At 72.1% G+C, this 19,654-nt stretch carries 16 protein-coding genes; 5 read left to right on the top strand and 11 right to left on the bottom strand.

The features are described 5' to 3' along the window. Nucleotides 1-28: 28 nt before the first annotated feature. On the bottom strand, nucleotides 29-895 hold the full coding sequence (locus ACIF83_RS02020) for a hypothetical protein (protein ID WP_399722819.1): 867 nt from the start codon (nucleotides 893-895) through the stop codon (nucleotides 29-31). Between the two features lies 1 nt (nucleotide 896). Further along, nucleotides 897-1,442, bottom strand: a complete 546-nt coding sequence (locus tag ACIF83_RS02015; RefSeq protein ID WP_393464790.1) for an RNA polymerase sigma factor — start codon at nucleotides 1,440-1,442, stop codon at nucleotides 897-899. A gap of 333 nt (nucleotides 1,443-1,775) precedes the next feature. Here ACIF83_RS02015 and ACIF83_RS02010 point away from each other — a divergent pair, with 333 nt between their 5' ends. Together ACIF83_RS02010 and pepN are read left to right on the top strand one after the other, a co-directional pair. Continuing rightward, nucleotides 1,776-2,795 (top strand): aspartate-semialdehyde dehydrogenase, encoded by a 1,020-nt coding sequence (locus tag ACIF83_RS02010; RefSeq protein WP_393464786.1) that lies wholly within the window; start codon nucleotides 1,776-1,778, stop codon nucleotides 2,793-2,795. A gap of 163 nt (nucleotides 2,796-2,958) precedes the next feature. Continuing rightward, nucleotides 2,959-5,559: an aminopeptidase N gene (gene pepN, locus ACIF83_RS02005; protein ID WP_399722816.1), complete on the top strand. Its 2,601-nt coding sequence runs from the start codon at nucleotides 2,959-2,961 to the stop codon at nucleotides 5,557-5,559. Nucleotides 5,560-5,640: 81 nt separating this feature from the next. Here pepN and ACIF83_RS02000 read toward each other — a convergent pair whose 3' ends face one another. Continuing rightward, nucleotides 5,641-6,912: a M14 family zinc carboxypeptidase gene (locus tag ACIF83_RS02000; RefSeq protein ID WP_399722814.1), complete on the bottom strand. Its 1,272-nt coding sequence runs from the start codon at nucleotides 6,910-6,912 to the stop codon at nucleotides 5,641-5,643. 171 nt (nucleotides 6,913-7,083) lie between these two features. Between ACIF83_RS02000 and ACIF83_RS01995 the strand changes: the two genes are divergently transcribed. Beyond that, entirely contained in the window at nucleotides 7,084-7,560 is a 477-nt protein-coding gene (locus ACIF83_RS01995) for a DUF1203 domain-containing protein (protein ID WP_393464777.1), read from the top strand. Between the two features lie 249 nt (nucleotides 7,561-7,809). On the opposite strand, the gene ACIF83_RS01990 is transcribed toward ACIF83_RS01995, so the two are convergent. Genes ACIF83_RS01990 through ACIF83_RS01975 form a run of 4 tightly spaced genes read right to left on the bottom strand, consistent with a single transcriptional unit; the run spans nucleotide 7,810 to nucleotide 11,989 of the window. Next, a complete protein-coding gene (locus ACIF83_RS01990) occupies nucleotides 7,810-8,724 on the bottom strand; it encodes a LysR family transcriptional regulator (protein ID WP_399722812.1) in 915 nt (304 codons plus the stop codon). Between the two features lie 56 nt (nucleotides 8,725-8,780). After that, nucleotides 8,781-9,698: a DMT family transporter gene (locus tag ACIF83_RS01985; RefSeq protein WP_399722810.1), complete on the bottom strand. Its 918-nt coding sequence runs from the start codon at nucleotides 9,696-9,698 to the stop codon at nucleotides 8,781-8,783. A 28-nt stretch (nucleotides 9,699-9,726) separates the two neighbouring features. Beyond that, a complete protein-coding gene (locus tag ACIF83_RS01980; RefSeq protein WP_393464768.1) occupies nucleotides 9,727-10,656 on the bottom strand; it encodes an EamA family transporter in 930 nt (309 codons plus the stop codon). A gap of 34 nt (nucleotides 10,657-10,690) precedes the next feature. Continuing rightward, complete coding sequence (locus ACIF83_RS01975; RefSeq protein WP_399722808.1) at nucleotides 10,691-11,989, bottom strand: MFS transporter; 1,299 nt, start codon at nucleotides 11,987-11,989, stop codon at nucleotides 10,691-10,693. Nucleotides 11,990-12,096: 107 nt separating this feature from the next. Between ACIF83_RS01975 and ACIF83_RS01970 the strand changes: the two genes are divergently transcribed. Then, nucleotides 12,097-12,615: a MarR family winged helix-turn-helix transcriptional regulator gene (locus tag ACIF83_RS01970; RefSeq protein ID WP_393464762.1), complete on the top strand. Its 519-nt coding sequence runs from the start codon at nucleotides 12,097-12,099 to the stop codon at nucleotides 12,613-12,615. A gap of 306 nt (nucleotides 12,616-12,921) precedes the next feature. Here the strand turns inward: ACIF83_RS01970 and ACIF83_RS01965 are convergent, their stop codons facing one another. The 3 genes from ACIF83_RS01965 to ACIF83_RS01955 all read right to left on the bottom strand — a co-directional run bounded on the left by ACIF83_RS01965 (nucleotide 12,922) and on the right by ACIF83_RS01955 (nucleotide 18,166). Continuing rightward, nucleotides 12,922-14,667 (bottom strand): beta strand repeat-containing protein, encoded by a 1,746-nt coding sequence (locus tag ACIF83_RS01965; protein ID WP_399723143.1) that lies wholly within the window; start codon nucleotides 14,665-14,667, stop codon nucleotides 12,922-12,924. Nucleotides 14,668-15,242: 575 nt separating this feature from the next. Continuing rightward, a complete protein-coding gene (locus ACIF83_RS01960) occupies nucleotides 15,243-15,989 on the bottom strand; it encodes an IPT/TIG domain-containing protein (protein ID WP_393464754.1) in 747 nt (248 codons plus the stop codon). 704 nt (nucleotides 15,990-16,693) lie between these two features. After that, the gene (locus ACIF83_RS01955) at nucleotides 16,694-18,166 is read right to left on the bottom strand and encodes an FAD-dependent monooxygenase (protein ID WP_399722805.1); all 1,473 of its coding nucleotides are present in this window, start codon (nucleotides 18,164-18,166) and stop codon (nucleotides 16,694-16,696) included. Between the two features lie 114 nt (nucleotides 18,167-18,280). Here ACIF83_RS01955 and ACIF83_RS01950 point away from each other — a divergent pair, with 114 nt between their 5' ends. Then, nucleotides 18,281-18,877 (top strand): TetR family transcriptional regulator, encoded by a 597-nt coding sequence (locus tag ACIF83_RS01950; RefSeq protein ID WP_399722803.1) that lies wholly within the window; start codon nucleotides 18,281-18,283, stop codon nucleotides 18,875-18,877. Nucleotides 18,878-19,369: 492 nt separating this feature from the next. On the opposite strand, the gene ACIF83_RS01945 is transcribed toward ACIF83_RS01950, so the two are convergent. Beyond that, nucleotides 19,370-19,636: a hypothetical protein gene (locus tag ACIF83_RS01945; RefSeq protein WP_398140932.1), complete on the bottom strand. Its 267-nt coding sequence runs from the start codon at nucleotides 19,634-19,636 to the stop codon at nucleotides 19,370-19,372. Nucleotides 19,637-19,654: the final 18 nt, after the last annotated feature.

The raw sequence follows: 19,654 nt of genomic DNA, 5'->3' as shown, positions 1-19,654 counted from the left end.
GGCGGGTGTCCGGGAGGACACCCGCCCCTCACGGTTTGTCGGTCGGTGCTTCCTCGGACGGGCACGTGGTGTGCCGGGCCTCGGGCAGCACCTCGGTGATCCAGGCCCGGTCGACGGCCACCCGGCTGTCCCCCACTGCCCACAGGCTGGCGTTGTCCTGGCCCTGGCCGACCCCGATCAGCACGTGCTGTCCCTTGCGCGGGGCCGGCTTCGCACCGCCGTCGAGGAGGAAGCTCACCTCGGCCGGTTGGTGCGCGGGCTTGTAGGAACGGCTCACCTTCAGCACGACCAGGGTCCAGGGGTTCTCGGGCTTCGGCTCCACCTTGGCGACGGTGCCCTCCACGACCAGCCGGTAGCAGGCCAGGGACAGCGCCGGGTCGGAGGGCCGGCCGCCGTCGCCGCTGTACATCGGGGCGTGGCCCTCGCTCTTCGCGTCGGCACTGCTGCCGCCCATCGAGTCGTTCGCCCCGGAGTTCACGACCAGCCGGCCGAGCCCGAAGACCATGCCGAAGGCCGCCGCACCGACGAGCGTGCCGAGCGCGATGCGCAGCGCCCGGCGCGGGCCGGACGGGCGCCCCGGGCGCGGGGGGCGGGCGGGACTGGTGGGGCGGGTGGCACTCCGGGGGCGTTTCCCGGGCTGAGCACTCCGAGCGGGCCCCACCGTGGACCCGTTCTCCCCGACCGCCGGTGCCGCCGTCCGCTCCTCCCCGGTCAGTGCCTCCGCGAGCCAGGTCAGCTGCTCCTTCAGCACCGCCACATCGGCCTCGGCCGAGGTGTGTTCGCTCAGGTAGGCGGCGTCCTCGCGGGCCTCCTCCGACAGGGGTTCGCCCGTGATCGCGGCCATGAGCGCGTCCATGCCGGCGTACTCTCCCGCGCCCTCGTGTTCGGCGGTCACGTCACACCACCTCGTCCTCGTGCAGCCTCTCGCGCAGCGCGCGGACCGCCGTGTGCAGCCTGCTCTTGACCGTGCCCTCGGGAACGCCCAGCTCCTCGGCGATCCCGCGCACGGGCAGGTCGGCGAAGAAGCGCAGGATCACCACCTGCCGCTGGGCGTCGGGCAGTTCGTCCAGGCCCCGGGCGACGGCGAGGGAGAGCAGGCTGGTCTCCTCGCCGGAGGGGTGCACGGGCTCGCGCAGCGACGCCAGCCGCTCCCCGAGCCGCTCCTGGCGCCGCTTGGCCCGGTGCCAGTCCATGGCGAGGTTGGAGGCGACCACCGCCGCCCACGCCGACACGTCCCGCGGCGCCTCGCGCCCGCTCGCGGCCCGCTCCAGCAGCCGCAGCCGGACCTGCTGCACCCCGTCCGGCAGGTCCGCCTGCGGCACGCCGCCGAGCGCCAGCACCGCCCGCACCCGGCGTTCCTGGGCCGCGTCCAGGGGATCGTCACCGGCCTGGTCGGCACCGGCGTACGCCCCCTTCTCGCGGCGTGCCCCTCCGCGCAGCACAAGCCACCCCCTCCTGCGTTTGCCCCTACGACGCCGCAGGGGGCGGAAACGTTCGGCCCCTTTCGCAGAGGCGTACGTCACACCGCGCGTGGCCGGGGGCCGCGCGGGCAGGGGCGGGACAGCACAGCTTCCGGTACGCGGCCCTCCGCAAGGGAACATCTCCAGCTCAGCGGGGGGTGCGGCGGACGTCGGGAACCGTCGGCCGGGTGATCGTGTCCCACTCCTCGGGCACACATCGCAAAGAATTGGACAGGTGGACCGGGGTCGGCCGCATGATGGAAAAGCCCCGGTCATGCAGAGGCACACAGCAAGAGACACGTAGAGGGAGTCGCCGTGAGGGTCGGAATCGTCGGAGCCACCGGTCAGGTCGGCACGGTCATGCGCAGGATCCTCGTGGAGCGGAACTTCCCGGTCACCGAGCTGCGCCTGTTCGCCTCGGCCCGCTCGGCCGGCACCGTGCTGGACGGCGTGACGGTGGAGGACGCGACGACCGCCGACTACACCGGCCTCGACATCGTGCTCTTCTCCGCCGGCGGCGCGACCTCCAGGGCGCTGGCGGAGAAGGTCGCCTCGCAGGGTGCCGTGGTGATCGACAACTCCTCGGCCTGGCGCAAGGACCCCGAGGTCCCGCTGGTGGTCTCCGAGGTGAACCCGCACGCGATCGCCGACCGCCCCAAGGGCATCATCGCCAACCCGAACTGCACCACGATGGCCGCGATGCCGGTCCTGCGGCCGCTGCACGCGGAGGCGGGGCTCGAGGCGCTGGTCGTCGCGACCTACCAGGCGGTGTCCGGCTCCGGTCTCGCGGGCGTGGCGGAGCTGCACGGGCAGGCGCAGAAGGTCGTCGCCGAGGCCGACAAGCTCACCCATGACGGCGAGGCGGTCGACTACCCCGAGCCGCAGGTCTACAAGCGGCCCATCGCCTTCAACGTGCTCCCGCTGGCGGGCTCGATCGTCGACGACGGTCTGAACGAGACCGACGAGGAGCAGAAGCTGCGCAACGAGTCCCGCAAGATCCTGGAGATCCCGGGTCTGAAGGTCTCCGGCACCTGTGTGCGCGTCCCGGTCTTCTCCGGCCACTCCCTCCAGGTCAACGCCCGCTTCGCCCGCCCGATCTCCCCGGAGCGCGCCACCGAGCTGCTCGCGGGTGCCCCGGGAGTCGTCCTGTCCGACATCCCGACCCCGCTGGAGGCGGCCGGCAAGGACCCGTCGTACGTCGGCCGCATCCGCCGCGACGAGACGGTGGAGAACGGCCTGGCCCTGTTCGTCTCCAACGACAACCTGCGCAAGGGCGCCGCGCTGAACGCGGTGCAGATCGCGGAGCTGGTGGCGGCCGAGCTGTCCGCGAAGTAACGCGAATGCTCTGAAAAGGGGCGGTCACCTCCGGGTGGCCGCCCTTCTGTTTCCGGCCCATAGGGCTTTCCCTAGGGCTGCGCCGCGCAGCCGCAGGACGTCGCCCTGCGCGCAGGTCCCGTGGAAGGATGGCCGAACGCACACTTAACGAGGAGATGACCGCGTGCCTGGCACAAACCTGACTCGCGAAGAGGCGCAGCAGCGGGCGAAGCTGCTCACCGTTGACTCGTACGAGATCGATCTCGACCTCTCCGGCGCGCAGGAGGGCGGTACCTACCGGTCCGTGACCACGGTGCGCTTCGACGTCGCCGAAAACGGCGCCACGTCCTTCATCGACCTGGTCGCGCCGGCGGTCCACGAGGTGACCCTGAACGGCGACGCACTCGACCCCGCCGAGGTCTTCGCGGACTCGCGGATCGCACTGTCCGGCCTGCTGGAGGGCCGCAACGTCCTCCGGGTCGTCGCCGACTGTGCCTACACCAACACCGGCGAGGGCCTGCACCGCTTCGTCGACCCGGTCGACGAGCAGGCCTACCTCTACACCCAGTTCGAGGTGCCGGACGCCCGCCGGGTCTTCGCCTCGTTCGAGCAGCCCGATCTGAAGGCCACCTTCCAGTTCACGGTGAAGGCACCGACTGGCTGGACGGTCATTTCCAACTCGCCCACGCCGGAGCCCAAGGACGACGTCTGGGCCTTCGAGCCGACGCCGCGCATCTCGTCGTACATCACGGCGCTGATCGTCGGCCCGTACCACTCCGTGCACAGCGTGTACGAGAAGGACGGGCAGAGTGTGCCGCTCGGCATCTACTGCCGTCCCTCGCTCGCCGAGTTCCTGGACTCGGACGCCATCTTCGAGGTCACCCGGCAGGGCTTCGACTGGTTCCAGGAGAAGTTCGACTACGCCTACCCGTTCGCGAAGTACGACCAGCTGTTCGTGCCCGAGTTCAACGCGGGCGCGATGGAGAACGCGGGCGCGGTGACCATCCGTGACCAGTACGTCTTCCGGTCCAAGGTGACCGACGCGGCGTACGAGGTGCGCGCGGAGACCATCCTGCACGAGCTGGCCCACATGTGGTTCGGCGACCTGGTCACCATGGAGTGGTGGAACGACCTGTGGCTGAACGAGTCGTTCGCCACCTACACCTCCATCGCCTGCCAGGCCTCCGCGCCCGGCTCGAAGTGGCCCCACTCGTGGACCACGTTCGCGAACTCGATGAAGACCTGGGCGTACCGGCAGGACCAGCTGCCGTCCACGCACCCGATCATGGCGGACATCCGCGACCTGGACGACGTGCTCGTCAACTTCGACGGCATCACGTACGCCAAGGGCGCGAGCGTGCTGAAGCAGCTCGTCGCGTACGTCGGCGAGGACGAGTTCTTCAAGGGCGTGCAGGCCTACTTCAAGCGGCACGCGTTCGGCAACACGCGCCTGTCCGACCTGCTGGGCGCCCTGGAGGAGACCTCCGGCCGAGACCTGAAGACCTGGTCGAAGAAGTGGCTGGAGACGGCCGGCATCAACATCCTGCGGCCCGAGGTCGCCACCGACGCCGAGGGTGTCATCACCTCCTTCGCCGTCCGCCAGGAGGCCCCGGCCCTGCCCACCGGCGCCAAGGGCACTGTGTCCGATGATGCGGCTCCGCCGCGTGGGGTGCTGCGCCCGCACCGCATCGCGGTCGGCCTCTACGACGTCGACGAGGCGAGCGGCAAGCTGGTCCGCACCGACCGCATCGAGCTGGACGTGGACGGCGAGCTGACGGCCGTACCGCAGCTGGACGGCAGGCGCCGCCCGGCCGTCATCCTCCTCAACGACGACGACCTGTCGTACGCCAAGGTCCGCCTGGACGAGGAGTCGCTGAAGGTCGTCACCGAGCACCTGGGTGACTTCGAGGCGTCCCTGCCGCGTGCGCTGTGCTGGGCGTCGGCCTGGGACATGACCCGTGACGCGGAGCTGCCCGCCCGCGCCTACCTGTCCCTCGTCCTGTCCGGCATCGCCAAGGAGTCCGACATCGGCGTGGTGCAGTCGCTGCACCGCCAGGTCAAGCTGGCGATCGACCTGTACGCCGACCCGTCGACCCGCGAGGCCCTGCTGACCCGCTGGACCGACGCCACGCTGGCCCACCTGCGGGCCGCCGAGCCGGCCGGCGACCACCAGCTCGCCTGGGCGCGCGCCTTCGCGGCGACCGCCCGCACGCCGGAGCAGCTGGACCTCCTGGAGGGCCTGCTGGACGGCACCCACACCATCGAGGGCCTGGCCGTCGACACCGAGCTGCGCTGGGCTTTCGTGGAGCGGCTCGCGGCGGTCGGCCGCTTCGACGAGGCGGAGATCGCGGCCGAGTACGAGCGGGACAAGACCGCGGCCGGTGAGCGCCACGCGGCCACCGCCCGTGCGGCCCGTCCGACCCCGGAGGCCAAGGCGGAGGCGTGGGCGTCGGTCATCGACTCCGACAAGCTGCCGAACGCCGTGCAGGAGGCCGTGATCGGCGGCTTCGTGCAGACCGACCAGCGTGAGCTGCTCGCGTCGTACACGGACAGGTACTTCGAGGTCGTCAAGGGCGTCTGGGACTCCCGTTCGCACGAGATCGCCCAGCAGATCGCGATCGGCCTGTACCCGTCGGTCCAGGTGTTCGAGGAGACCCTGGCCAAGACGGACACCTGGCTGGCTGCGGCCGAGCCCAACGCGGCCCTGCGCCGGCTGGTCTCGGAGTCCCGCTCGGGCGTCGAGCGCGCGCTGAAGGCCCAGGCGGCGGACGCGGCGGCCGAGTAGCAGTCGGCCTGGCCGTCGTAGTCGTCGTACGGCGCCGAGGGCGCCCGGTGTGCGAGTGCACCGGGCGCCCTCTCCCTTTGCTCAGCCGCACACCCGGTGGGCGACGTCCAGCATGGTCCGCACGTGCAGTCCGGTCTGCGCGGACACCGGGATCCACCGCGGCTCGTACGTCTTCTCGAGTTCCCGGCACCACTCGTGCACCAGCTCCGTGAGGGCGCAGGCGGTCCCGGGGGCGGTGTCGGCCAGGGCCCGGCGCAGCATGGCCGCCACGCGCAGCGGGATACGGCGGGCGGCCACGCCGAGGGTGGCGAAGTGGCCCCGGGAGCCGTCGCGTTCCTCGTCCCAGGTGGCGGCGATCGAAGGCGCCACGGCCAGCAGTTCCCGGGCGGCGGTGTGCAGGGGCAGCAGGTCCTCGGGCACGTCGTCGGCCAGGGTGTCACCGACCAGCGCCGTGATCTCCCCGGTGCGACCCAGCATCAGCTCGGCCGCCCTGGCGACCTCCCCCCGCGGGTCGGGGGTGGGCCGCGGGTCGCTCACCGCGGGGGCGGACCAGGCCGGCGCCTCGACGACGACGGTCAGGGTGCCGTAGCGCCACGGGTACAGCCAGGTGCTCTCGGCGACGTAGCCGCTCGGGTCGCGTTCGTTCCCGGTGTTCCCGTCCGGGAGCCGCAGGACGCCGGGCGGGTCCGGCTCCCAGTCGGGAGCGTCGTAGGGACGGTGGTCGAGCGGGATGCGCAGGAGTGCGGCCGTCTCGCGGAAGGCGCGCGCGGCACCGGGCACCTTCCTGGTCTGCAGGGTGAAGGCACCGCCGACCTCGATGCCGTGCAGGGTGAACTGGACCGCGGGCCGCAGTTCGTCGAGCAGCCGCACGAGTGTCGCCGACTCGGGCAGCTGGTCCCGGCCCGAGCCGGGGACGGGCAGCGACTCGGGCTGGCAGGCGAACTCGGGGCGGTAGAAGTGCCGGTGGCACTCCTTCAGCGAGGGGACCGGCTCCTCCGGCTGCCAGCCGTGCGCGAGTCGGGCCCCGTCCGGGTCCAGGCAGAGCAGGAAGTGCCAGGTGCAGCCGAGCGCCTCCAAAGACTCCGGCCGGTGAGCGAGGAGCCTGGCGAGCCGGAGTGCGGAGGCCCCGCCCACCGGTTCGTTGGCGTGCGCCCCGGCGACGGTGAGGATCTGCCGCTCGCCGTGCCCGGCGGACAGCAGCCACAGCGGCCGGCCGGCCCGGCTCTCGCCGACGGCGCGCAGCCGCAGCACCCCTGGGGCCGCGGCGACCAGCGCACGGGCCCGCCGCTCCAGTTCGTCGACGCCGGGATAGAGCGAGCCCCGGGAGTTGCCGAGACCGACGATCTCCATCATCAACTCACCTGCTTCGTAGGAACGTTGAGCGACTCCATGGGATCGTCGGCGGCAGACCCCGTCAAGAGCGGCCGACGCGCCAGAAGCGACGGGGGGACACCGCCCGGCCTTGGTCGGCGCGAGGTCCGAATCCCGCCGGTGGGCGACGCGGCGGTGCAGGACGCTGGACACATGACCACGTACACGGCACGACCGCTGACGCCCCCGGCCCTCAAGCAGCTGCGTACCTCCGACGACGCGGGCCGCCCCCTGCGCCCCTTCATCGACGACGAGGGCGACGCGCCCCTGCGCTGCTGCCTGCGCCGCAGCACGCCCGGCGAGCGCATCGCCCTGGTCTCGTACGCACCCCTGCGCCGCTGGGCGGCCGAGACGGGCGCCGAGCCGGGCGCCTACGACGAGCAGGGCCCCGTCTTCATCCACGCCGACGAGTGCTCCGGGCCGGACACCGAAACCCTGCCTTTCACCAACGCCCGGCGCACGGTGCGCCGTTACTCCACCGACGGCCGCATCCTCGGCGGCCGCCTGGTCGAGGACGCGACCGCCTTCGAGCCGGCGTTCGCGGAGGCGTTCGCCGACCCCGAGGTGGCTCTCGTGCACGTGCGGGCGGTGGAGTTCGGGTGCTTCCTGTACGAGGTGCGGCGGCCTTGACAGGCCGTGGCGAGCCGTTCTCTGCGCCGGCCGGTCATTTCTCGGGCGCAGCCGTGACGGCAGCCCTGGGCCGCCACGCTCGCGACCACGGGGGGGCGCACCGTCTTCCTCGCCCACGCGGAGGACAGCGTCGCCCGTATCCATACCCGCTTGGGCTTCCGCGCAGCCGGCATCACCCTGCTGATCGCCGACCGGCCAGCACGGTCCTGAAGGCGCAGGCCGGCAACCTCCACGAACCGCGGTACGAGCTCACACCCGAGCGACCGCCGACGGACCGGCCGCGGCCTGCAGGGCGTCCAGCACCCTGCCGACCGTCGCTCCCTCCTCCGCCCCCTTCCGTACCGCCGCCACCACGTGCCGTACCGGACGGTCCGCACCCAGTTCGCGCATCACCACACCCTCGCGGCGGGCCGCGGCCATGCGGGGGACCAGGGCGACGCCCATTCCCGCCTCCACCATGGCCAGGATCGCGGTCCAGCCGGAGGCCGAGTGGCCCTGGTGGGGGCTGAAGCCGGCGGACTCGCAGGCGCGGCGGGTGATGTCGGACCAGGGGCCGCTGCCGCCGAAGATCCACGGCTCGGCCGCGAGGTCGGCGAGGGTCAACTCCGGGGCGGTGGCCCGGGGATGGTCCGGGGGCAGGGCCACGTCCAGGGGGTCGGTCAGCAGGGGCAGGCGGGTGAAGCGGGGGTCGGCCGCGCTCGGGGCCTGGGCGGCGAGGGAGAGAGCCAGGTCGACCTCGCCGGCGGACAGGAGGTCGTAGGCCTCGGCGGCCTCCGCCTCCCGGACGCGTACGGTCACTCCCGGGTGTGTCGCCCGCAGGGAACGTACGGCCGGTACGACGAGGGCGGGCACCGCCGTGGAGAAGGCACCGACCCGTACCTCGCCCGCCTCGCCCTGCGCGTAGGCCGCCAACGCCGCGTCGGTGCGTTCCAGTTGCTCGAAGACGGGCTCGGTGTGCCGCAGTACCAGTCGGGCGGCGTCGGTCAACCGGACCCGGCGCCCCTGTGCCTCCAGCAGGGCTACGCCGAGCTGCCGGGCGAGGTTGGTGAGCTGCTGGGAGACCGCGGAGGGGGTCATGTGCAGGGCCTCGGCCGTCGCGGTGACGGTGCCCCGCTCCCGGAGGGTGCGCAGGATCTGCAGCTTCCTCAGGTCCCACTCGGTCATGCCGGCACGTTACACGCCGGCCTCAGGCGCGACCGGAGGGCGGGCGGACCCGGCCGTCACCTACGGGAAGCCGCGCCCAGCATCACTCCGCCCAGGATCAGTGCCATGCACAGCAGTTGGGGCCGGCCGGTGTTCTCGCCGAGCAGGGCCCAGGAGAGGACGGCCACGCACACGGGCTGGAGGTAGTAGACGATGCCCGCGCGGGCGGCGCCGATCAGGGCGATGGCCTTGCTCCAGGCGAAGAAGGCGATCGCGGAGGAGGCCACGCCGACGTACAGCAGGGGCAGCACCGTAGCGGGCCTGGGAGCGAAGCCGCCCTGGACGGCCACGCTCGCCGCCTGTACGGGCAGCAGGAGGGCCGCACCGATCAGGAACGTGGTGAACAGGAAGCCGGTACCGTCCAGTTCGGCGGGCCTGCGGCGGAGCAGCACACTGTAGGCGGCGAAGCAGCAGGACGCGGCGATCATCCACAGGTCACCGGCGCCGAAGCTCGCGCCACCGCCCATGAGCAGCAGCACGCCCGCGCAGGCGGTCAGCAGTCCGGCGGTCCGCCGCGCTCCGAGCCGTACGCCGCCCAGTCGCTCGAACACCGCCATGAGGACCGGCGAGGCGGCCATGATCATGCCCATCGTGGCAGCCGGGGTGGTCAGGCCCGCCTGGTTGACGAGGGTGTTGTAGACGGCGACACCGAGCAGGGAGGCCAGGAGGACGTGGCCGAGGTGGCGTCGAATCAGGTTCCGTTGCCGCCAGGCCGGGCGGGCGCCGAAGGGGGCCACGGCCGCCAGGGCGATCACCCAGCGCCAGAACGCGTGCTGGATCGGCGGGACGCTGTCGGCCAGTCCGCGGGAGGTGACGAAGCTGCCGGACCAGACGACCGTGGCGAGGGCGGCGAGGGCGAGGCCGAGCACGGGGGCGGCGGCCTTCCGGGGGTGCGTGACAGGGGTGGTGGCGGTCTGGTGCGAGGCCGTGGCCACAAAGGTCCTTTCGGTGGTGGGTGTGCACCTACCGTCGCAGCGCCCGACCAGTCAGGTCCATCGAATCTTTTGGAGCAGTTTGTTCAGTAGAGCTGAACGACGGGCGTCGTCCCGTGCCCAGCTGCCCGGCCAGCGTCGCCCCGAACGCCAGCGCCATGCCGGCCACTTGGAGGGGCGTGAGCGCCTGCCCGAGGGCCGCCCAGCCGACCACGGCGGCGGTCAGCGGGGAGAGCGGGCCGAGGAAGCCGACCTGGGTGGCGCTGAGCCGGCCGATGCCGCGGAACCAGAGCCAGTAGGCGAGCGCCGTGTTCGCCAGTGCCAGGTAGAGGTAGCCGCCGGCCGCACGGCCGTCGAGCGCGGGCGGGGCGCCCTCGACCAGGAAGGCGACCGGCGCGATGAGCAGGCCGCCCGCGGTGAGCTGCCAGCCGGTGAGCACCAGTGGGCCGACCCCGTCCGGGCGGCCCCACCGCTTGGTCAGCACCGTCCCGGCGGCCATCGAGGCGGTGGAGGCGACGGCCGCGAGCACCCCGATCACGTCCAGGGCGCCGGCCCCCTTGAGTACGACGAGACTCACGCCGAACGCGGCGACCACCCCGGCGACCAGCGTGCGCGCGGCGGGCCGCTGCCCCAGGAGCAGCGCCGAGAGGCCGACGACGAACAGCGGTCCGACCGAGCCGACTACGGCGGCCATCCCGCCGGGCAGCCGGTACGCCGACACGAACAGCAGCGGGAAGAAGGCGCCGATGTTCAGCGCGCCCAGCACGGCGGCCTTCGCCCACCAGATGCCGCGCGGCAGCACCCGGGTCGCCGCCAGCAGGACGAGCCCTGCCGGCAGGGCCCGCATCAGCCCCGTGAACAGGGGGCGGTCCGGCGGCAGGAACTGGGTGGTGACGGCGTAGGTGGTGCCCCAGGAGACGGGGGCGAGGGCGGTGAGCAGGATGGTCACGGGGCGCTTCATGGCCGAGTCCCTTCGGGTTCGGGAGAGGTGGGTGTTACGCCGTGACGGGCGAGGGAGCCGGGGCGCCGCCGTGGGTCACGGTCACCGGCTGGGGGCGCACCGCCTCCGCCGGCAGTCGGCGCTCCACCCGGATCAGCAGGGCGGCGGCCACCGCCGAGGTGAGGACCAGGACGGCCCACGGCGCCCGGCCGTCCAGCGCGAGCAGGGACGTGAACAGGGACGGCGCCACCGCCTTCGCCAGCGACCAGGACATCTGATAGGCCGCCATGTACCGCCCGCGCACCGCCTCGGGCGCCGCCGACACGGCGAGCACCGCGGCCGCCGGGCTGTGGATCAGCTCGCCGAGGGTGTAGAGGAGGACCACGGCGACCAGGGCGACGCCCAGGACCGTGCCCGAGCTCGGACGCAGGGTGCCGAGCACCATCTGCGCGGCGAAGGCGGCCGCGAACAGGGTCCCGCCCAGCGCCGCGGCCCGGGTGCGCCGGGCGCCCGCCCGCCGGACCCGCGCCCCGACGAAGACGCCGGCCACCGCGCACAGCACGGTGTTGATGGTGAACGCGGCACCGGTGAACACCGCGGGCCCGTGCAGCCACTCCACGACGAACAGCGGGAAGAGTACGGAGAGGGCCGAATAGCTCAGCGCGTTCAGGAAGTTGGCGCCCGTGACGACCAGGAAGGGCCGGTCGGCGAGGACGAGCCGGTATCCGGCGCCGGACCGGCGTGGGAGCGGGGCCTCGGCCTCGTCGGCCGCGGGCACCGGCCTCAGCGGGCGCAGCAGCAGCGCCGCCAGTGCGAAGGAGAGGGCGTTGCCCCAGGCCGCGTAGGTGTATCCGGTGCTGCCCGCGAAGGCGATGACCAGCGTGGCCAGCAGCGAGCCCGCTCCGTTGCCGGCGTTCTGCAGCGCGCGCGTCGACGCCTGCAGCCGGTCCCGCCCGGTCCCGCGTGCCACCTCACCGATCAGGGACTGCTGCGCGGCGGGGAAGGCACGGTCGGCGGCCGCGGTGACCAGGGCCACGGCGGCGAAGGCGGCGAGGGACTGGACGAAGGGGAAGAGGGCGAAGCCGACGACCCGGACGCCGTAGAGCAGGTACAGCACGCGCTGCGCGCCGTACCGGTCCACGGCCGTCCCGGCGAGCGGAAGGGCGCCGATGCCCACGAGACCGGTGACCGTGAGCACGGCGCCCACGACCGTGAAGGACAGCCCGGTGACGTAGTGGAAGAACACCAGCGTGAACGGGATGTACATGCCGGTGCCGACGCCGTTGACCGCGGCGGCGACGGGCAGGGCCCACTCCCCTGCTATGCGCTCGCTCTCCCCGCGCTTCCTCTTCACGACGGTTCCCCCTTCGAAATGACTTGATGGGAAGTAGCTTAGCTCTAAGCTACTTTTCGTCAAGCTACTTTCTTGCGGGTGACCGTCCGGACGGCGATACTCGGCACATGAGCGCAGGCCGGCAGCAGCACAGGGACCCCGTCGACGCGATCATCGACCAGTGGGCGGGGGTGCGGCCCGACCTGGACACGAAGGCGATGGAGGTCTTCGGGCGGATCTACCGCCTCTCCCGCGCCATGGGCGACCGCATGGAGAAGGCCTACGCCCCCTACGGCATCTCGCGCGGCGAGTTCGACGTCCTCGCGACCCTGCGCCGCTCCGGCGAGCCGTTCACCCTCTCCCCGCGCCAGCTCTCGGCGACGCTGATGCTGACGACCGGCGGCATGACCGGCCGTCTCGACAAGCTGGAACGGGCCGGCCTGCTGCGCCGCTCCCCCGACCCCCACGACCGCCGCGGCCTCCAGGTGACGCTGACCGAGAAGGGGCTGGACGTCATCGACCAGGCGGTCGGCGCGGGCCTCGCCGTCCAGACCGCGGCCCTGTCCTCCCTCGAAGCCGAACAGGCCGACCAACTGGCCGGCCTGCTGAGGGAGTTGCTGGCGGGGACGCGGGGCGCGGAGCACTAGGCCAGCACTGGGCCGTGTCTGACATCGATCTTGTCGTGACACGCTCGCCTTGCGGAGAAGGAGGAGCGTTGACGCGGCTTGAGCGTGGTTCTTCCGGGGATTGCGGCCGTACCTGTTGTGCACCCCGGCCGGGATGCCGGTGCCGTGGTCGCCGGGCGACCCGAAGATCGGCGAGCGGGAGGTGCTGGCGCAGTTCTGAGCCCTGACCACGATGGTGCGAGATTCGTACGGTCGCCGTCGCCCGTTCGAGAGTCGGCCGAACAGGCCTTGGGCGTGGCTTGGTAGACCTTGTGATCCGTCCCGAGCTCAGGGTGACTGGATCCGGTTGTACGTGAGGCTGTTGCTGGTGCCGCCGGGGGTGGTGACAGTGACCTGGACCGGGCCCGCGCCGCCGGCCGGAGCGGTGGCGGTGACCTGGGTGGCGGAGACCACCGTGAACGACACGGCCGCCACGGCATCGAACTCCACCGCTGTCGCCCCGGTCAGGTTGCTGCCGGTCAGCGTCACCACGCTCCCACCCGAGGTCGGCCCCTGACTCGGAGCGAGCCCGGTGAGGGTCGGCGTCGCGACGTAGGTGTAGGAGAGGCTGTTGCTGGTGCCACCCGAGGTGGTGACCGTGACGTTGACGGGGCCTGCGGCTCCCTGCGGCGCGGTGGCGGTGATCTGGGTGGCGGAGACCACCGTGAACGACACGGCCGCCACGGCACCGAAGGCCACCGCTGTCGCCCCGGTCAGGTTGCTGCCGGTCAGCGTCACCACGCTCCCACCCGAGGTCGGCCCCTGACTCGGAGCGAGCCCGGTGAGGGCCGGCGCACTGACAAAGAAGTACGCGAGGCTGTTGCTGGTACCGCCGGGAGTGGTGACGGTGACCTGGACCGGGCCCGCGCCGCCGGCCGGAGCGACGGCGGTGACCTGGGTGGCGGAGACCACCGTGAACGACACGGCCGCCACGGCACCGAAGGCCACCGCTGTCGCCCCCGTCAGGTTGCTGCCGGTCAGCGTCACCACGGTCCCACCCGAAGTCGGCCCCTGACTCGGAGCGAGCCCGGTGAGGGCCGGCGCGCCGACGTAGTAGTGGGAGAGACCACCACTGGTGCCGCCACGGGTGGTGACCGTGACCTGGACCGGGCCCACGGGCCCTGGTGGCGAGACCGCGGTGACCTGGGAATCGGAGAGCACCGTGAACGACACGGCCGCCGCGGTGCCGAATTTGACGGCGGTGGTGTTGGTCAGGTTGGTGCCGGTCAGCGTCACCACGGTCCTGCCCGAGGTCGGCCCTTGGATCGGAACGAGGCCGGTGAGGGTCGGCGTCGCGACGTAGGTGTAGGAGAGGCTGTTGCTGGTGCCACCCGAGGTGGTGACCGTGACGTTGACGACGCCGCTGCCGACGGGAGCGAGGGCGGTGATCTGAGTGGCGGAGACCACCGTGAACGACACGGCCGCCGCGGCACCGAAGGTCACTGCGGTCGCCCCGGTCAGGTTGGTGCCGGTCAGCGTCACCGCCCCGCCGGGGCCCAGGCTCGGAGTGAGCGCGGTGAGGGTCGGCGCGCCGACGAAGAAGTACGTGAGGCTGTTGCTGGTACCGCCGGGGGTCGTGACCGTGACGTTGACGGGGCCTGCGGCTCCCTGCGGCGCGGTGGCGGTGACCTGGGTGGCGGAGACCACCGTGAACGACACGGCCGCCACGGCACCGAAGGCCACCGCTGTCGCCCCGGTCAGGTTGCTGCCGGTCAGCGTCACCACGCTCCCGCCCGAGGTCGGCCCCTGACCGGGAGCCAGGGACGTGAGGGCCGGCGCCGCGACGTAGGTGTAGGAGAGACTGTTGCTGGTACCGCCGGGAGTGGTGACCGTGACGTTGACGGGGCCTGCGGCTCCCTGCGGCGCGGTGGCGGTGACCTGGGTGGCGGAGACCACCGTGAACGACACGGCCGCCACGGCACCGAAGGCCACCGCTGTCGCCCCGGTCAGGTTGCTGCCGGTCAGCGTCACCACGGTCCCACCCGAGGTCGGCCCCTGACCGGGAGCCAGGGACGTGAGGGCCGGCGCCGCCAGGTCCGCGTACAGGACCGGGTTGCTCGTACCGCCCGGACCGGTAACGGTGACCCGCGCGGTTCCACCGCCTGCCGGGCACACTGCGCGGATGGCCGTGTCCGACAGAACGTTGAACGACGCAGCGTCGGCGGCACCGAACCTCACCGCTGTCGCACCGGTCAAACCACTCCCGCGGAGGCTGACCGCGACACCTTCCGGGCCGCACCGCTGATCGGCCCTGACGGCTGCCAACATGGGCCTGGGTGGGACAATCCCTGCCTCTGGGCGAGGGTCGTGGGACATGTTCATGGTGCCTCCTTGCCAGGGCCTGCGGCGGGTGCGGGCGGTGCCCTCGGGATGTCGTGACGGCTCCCGGCCACGGGCGGCGGGTACCCCTGCTCGGGGGTCGGGCGCTATGGCCGTCCGGGCCTGGTGGACGGCTCGGTACAGCGGGAGGTTTCGGATCCGGGCCGGGATCGGCCCGGATCCGACGGTCGTCCGGGGACGGGAGGAGCGGCTGCGGCCGCTCCTCCCTCAGTGTGCGGAGCGGCCCGCAGTCCGGGCCCGGTGACGGTCGCCGGGCTCGCCGCCCGGGCTCACGGGCCGGCGATGTAGTCGTAGGTCACGACGTCGGTGCTGGTACCGGCGGGGTTGGTGACGTGGACGTCGACGGTTCCCGTGCCCGCCGGGGCGGTTGCGGTCAGAGTGGTGTCGTTGACGACGGCGAAGGCCGTCGCCGGATTGCCGGTGCCGAAGTCCACGCCCGTCGTGCTGGTGTAGTTGGTCCCGGTGAAGGTCACCGTGTTGCCGCCGGCTGCCGAGCCGGACGTCGGCGTGATGGACGCGACCGTCGGGATTCCCGCCAGGTACTCGAAGTTGAGACCGTCGGTGGAGCCGCCCAGAGTGGTCACGTCGACCGGGACGGTCCCGGTGCCCGCCGGCACCGTGGCGCTGATCGTGTTGTCGTCCGATGCGCTCACACCGGTCGCCGCGGTTCCGCCGAACGTCACCCCGGTCACGGTGAGCAGCTTGTACCCGGTGATGGCGACGGTGCTCCCCACCGCCGCGGTGCTGGGTGTGATGGCCGTCTCGATGGGGGGAGAGATGTAGTACAAGGGAACCTTGTTGCTGTCACCGCCCGCCGTGTGGATGTACACGGTCGCCACGCCGCAGCCGGCCGGCAGGACGAACGTGATGTGCGTGCTGTCGACCCTCGTGAACGCCACTGACGTGCCGTTGACGTACACGGTGATGCCGGTGAGCGGCAGGGCGACGGTGGCGGTGATGGTGATGGTGGTGCCGCCCCCCTGCGGGCCCTGGTTCGGGCTGATGCTGATGGCCATGGGACTTGCTCCTTCGCGGGTGCTCGTCTTCCGCCGCCTGCCGACGGAAGAAAGTCTGAATCGGGTGCGGAATGCCCGGGGTCCTGGAGACAAGGCCGCCCAAAGCCCGCCCGGGCGAGGCCCCTTCCGTCGCGCGGCCGCGGGGACACCATGTCCTCACAGTGCCGGTGCTGATCGTCGGGTCGTTTCGGGCGGCGGCCGGTACGGTCTTCCACCGAGAAGTCACGTTGGGGATCCCGCTCCGTGACCAGAAGAAAGGGCCGTCGATTCCCCGCCCGTGCAGGGCGGAAGCTCGTTGGGCGTTCCACGAGAACCGCCTCCGGAACAGGGGTTCATCTCGCCCGATTCGAGTACAGCGAATATGCCATTGACACACAAGGGCGTACATGATGGTTCAAGTGGTGAATATGACGAAATGATTATTCGTCATATGCATCCTTGTACCCTCCCCGAACACAGCGGCGACAGGGAACGACTCCGGACGAAGAGGCAAGTCGCGCTCTCCTCGAAGGCGGACCGAACTCCCGCCACACGCCTGGGAGATGGTGTTGCGGAGACGCCCCGTCAAGGAGCGGGCTCTTCGGCCGCTGTTCTTCCTGCGGCTCGGCGCATTCCCTTCCGCACAGCCGGCCGCGCCCCTGGTAGCGGCCATCAACGAGTTGTTGTGACCAGCACATTCGGCACACGCCCCATAGGCGGCTCGATCAACGGAAATCCCCTGCGTCCGAAGGCCCGCCGACGTGTTCGTCCACGGCCATCTCGATCCGCGCCGCGTCCGCGGCGTCCGCCGCCCAGGCCACGTATCCGTCGGGTCGCACCAGCACCGTCGTACGACGGTCGCTCGCCCACCGCGCCACGGTGAGCCGCCCCCCGCGCCCACTCTCGTACGGCTCCGGGGTGACCAGGACGAACCGGCCGCCGCGCAGGGCTTCGTAGAGGCGGCCGCCGCCGGCCAGGACGACGTCCGGGACGCGGGTTCCGGTGAGGCGGTGCGCGCCTCGGGGCGCGGGGTAGCGGTAGCCGATGCCGGTGACCTGGCCGGCGACCCTGCGGCGGGCCGGGCCCACGGCGTTGAGGAACGCGGTGAGCGCGGCGCGGGCCGCCAGCGTCCAGGGGCGCTTGGCCATGGCGAGGCGGACGATGCCGCCGCTGCTGCGCAGCACCGCCTTGCCGACCGGGTGGCGCTCGGCCTGGTAGCTGTCGAGCAGCTCCGGGTCCGCGTGGCCGGTGACGACCGCGGCGAGCTTCCAGCTCAGGTTGGCCGCGTCCTGCAGCCCGGTGTTCATGCCCTGACCGCCGGCCGGGGTGTGCACGTGCGCGGCGTCTCCGGCGAGGAAGACCCGGCCGACCCGGTAGGCGGGCGCCTGACGCTCGTCGCTGTGGAAGCGGGACATCCAGCGGGCGTCGTACATCCCGAAGTCCCTGCCGAGTGCGAGGCGGGTGATCTCCTTGACCTCGGCCAGGTCCAGCGGCTCCCGGTCGGGGACGTTGCGGCCGCGGTGCCAGCCGATCACCCGGTAGTAGCCGTCGCCGAAGGGCGCGAGGAAGGCGAAGGCGTCACCGACGGCGTTGACGGTGAGCAGCGTCGGGGGCTTCTCGGCGAGCCGCACGTCGGCGAGGACGACGGAGCGGATCACCGACTTGCCCGGGAAGGGCAGGCCGATCGCGTCCCGTACGGCGCTGCGCATGCCGTCGGCGCCGACGACGTACGCGGCCCGCAGGCTCTCCGTCCGGCCCCCGGGTCCGCGGGCCTGCACCGTCACACCGTCCGCGTCCTGGGTGAGGCCGGTCAGCTCGGTCTCGTACCGGAAGTCGACGCCCGCCTCGACCGCGCGCCGCTCCAGCACCTTCTCCACCTCGTACTGCGGGAGGACGAGGAGGTGGTTGAAGCGGGAGGGGAGGGCGCCGAGGTCGATGGTGAGCCGACCGAAGAGGCGCAGCCGGTCCAGGGGTTGGCCGACGGCTTCCAGGTCGTCGGCGAGTTCGCGGACATCGAGCTGCTCGAGGGTGCGAGCGTGCAGGACGAAGGCGCGGGACAGGTTGCTGATCTTGTGCGGGCGCTTTTCGAGGACGGTGACCGGGACGCCGGCGGTGGCGAGGTCGCCGGCGAGGAGGAGGCCGGTGGGGCCGGAGCCGACGATGACCACGGGGCTCGGGGTGCTGTTGGTGCCGCTCATGATGACCTCCTGCCGCCAACGCTTGTTTGCCAACACTCGTTGACGAGATTAGCGACGCCCCCTCAGAAGTGTCAACGCTTGTTGGCCTACGAATGTTGGCCTACGCTCGTTGGCATGAACGGCAGTGACAGCAGCAGCACAGATTCCGGTCCCGGCGCCCGCCGCCGCTCCGACGCCACCCGCACCGCGATCCTCACCGCCGCCCGCGAGCGCTTCGCCGCCGACGGCTACGAGCGGGCCACCATCCGCGCCATCGCCAAGGACGCACGCATCGACCCGTCGATGGTGATGCGGTACTTCGGCAACAAGGACGGCCTGTTCGCCGCGGCCGTCGCCCTCGACCTGCGGCTGCCGGACCTGACCCAGGTACCGCGGGACGAGGTCGGCCGGGCCCTCGTGACCCACTTCCTCGACCTGTGGGAGGAGAACGAGGAACTCACGGCCGTCCTGCGGGTGGGCGCCACCAACCAGGCCGGGGCCGAACGCATGCAGGGCATCTTCCGGGACCAGCTGCTGCCGGTGGCCCTGCAGGTGTGCCCCGACCCCGAGCAGGTGCCCACGCGGGCCGCGCTCTGCGCCTCGCAGCTGCTCGGGCTGGCCCTCACCCGCTACGTTCTGCGCCTGCCGCCCACCGTGGCACTGCGCCCCGAGGAGATCGTGGCGTGGCTCGCGCCCACGGTGCAGCGTTACCTGACGGCGCCCAGCCCCTGAGCCGGCTCCGGGCCGAGCCGGCCGGGACGACGCACGGCAGCCGCGGCTCGCACACGTCGTACGAACCGCGGCTGCGTGGGCGGCCGGAGGCCGGGTGGAGCGGAGGCCCGGTGGAGCGGAGGCCCGGTGGAGCGGGGTGGGTCAGCGCCCAGCGGTCCCGCGCCTCACGTGCACGGCGGGCAGGCGATCCAGTTCACGACGACGCTGTTCTGCCGGGCGAACTCCGGGGGCCCTTGCCGCTGCGCCGGATCGTAGGCCGGGTCGACGGCGATGACGGCGATGACGGCGATGCCTGAGGATGCGGGCGTCGCCCCTCTGCCGCCAGGTGCCGAACTCGGTCTGGCCGCAGACGATCCCTTCTGCGTTGCGTGCACAGGAGACGGCTCGGCAATCCCCGTGAAACAGATGTCGGCCCGGAAAAAGCACCGAGGGCGCCGGTCCCACCGCACACATGCGGCAGGACGGCGCCCCCGGCAGAGATCAGGTCCGCGCTCAGGCCTTCGCCTTGGCCTTCGCCGCACTGGGCTTGACCACGCGCATCTTGGACTTGTCCAGGAGCATCACCAGCCCCGCGATACCCGCGAACAGTGCCAGCGGCAGCAGCACATACAGGCCAAGCGTCGCGCCGACGCTCAGGCCCGTGCCGGGGTCGTCACCGTCGTCGCGGGTCAGCGCGAGCGCGGGGGACGACATGAGCAGCATCATCAGCGTCGTACCGGCGGCCAGGGCGCCGGCGCGCAGGGCGTTCTTCTTGTCCACGCTCTCAAGTTAGCGAAC

Source organism: Streptomyces sp. NPDC085866 (assembly GCF_044541035.1).
GTDB lineage: Bacteria > Actinomycetota > Actinomycetes > Streptomycetales > Streptomycetaceae > Streptomyces.
This window is presented reverse-complemented; position numbering and strand designations above follow the sequence as displayed.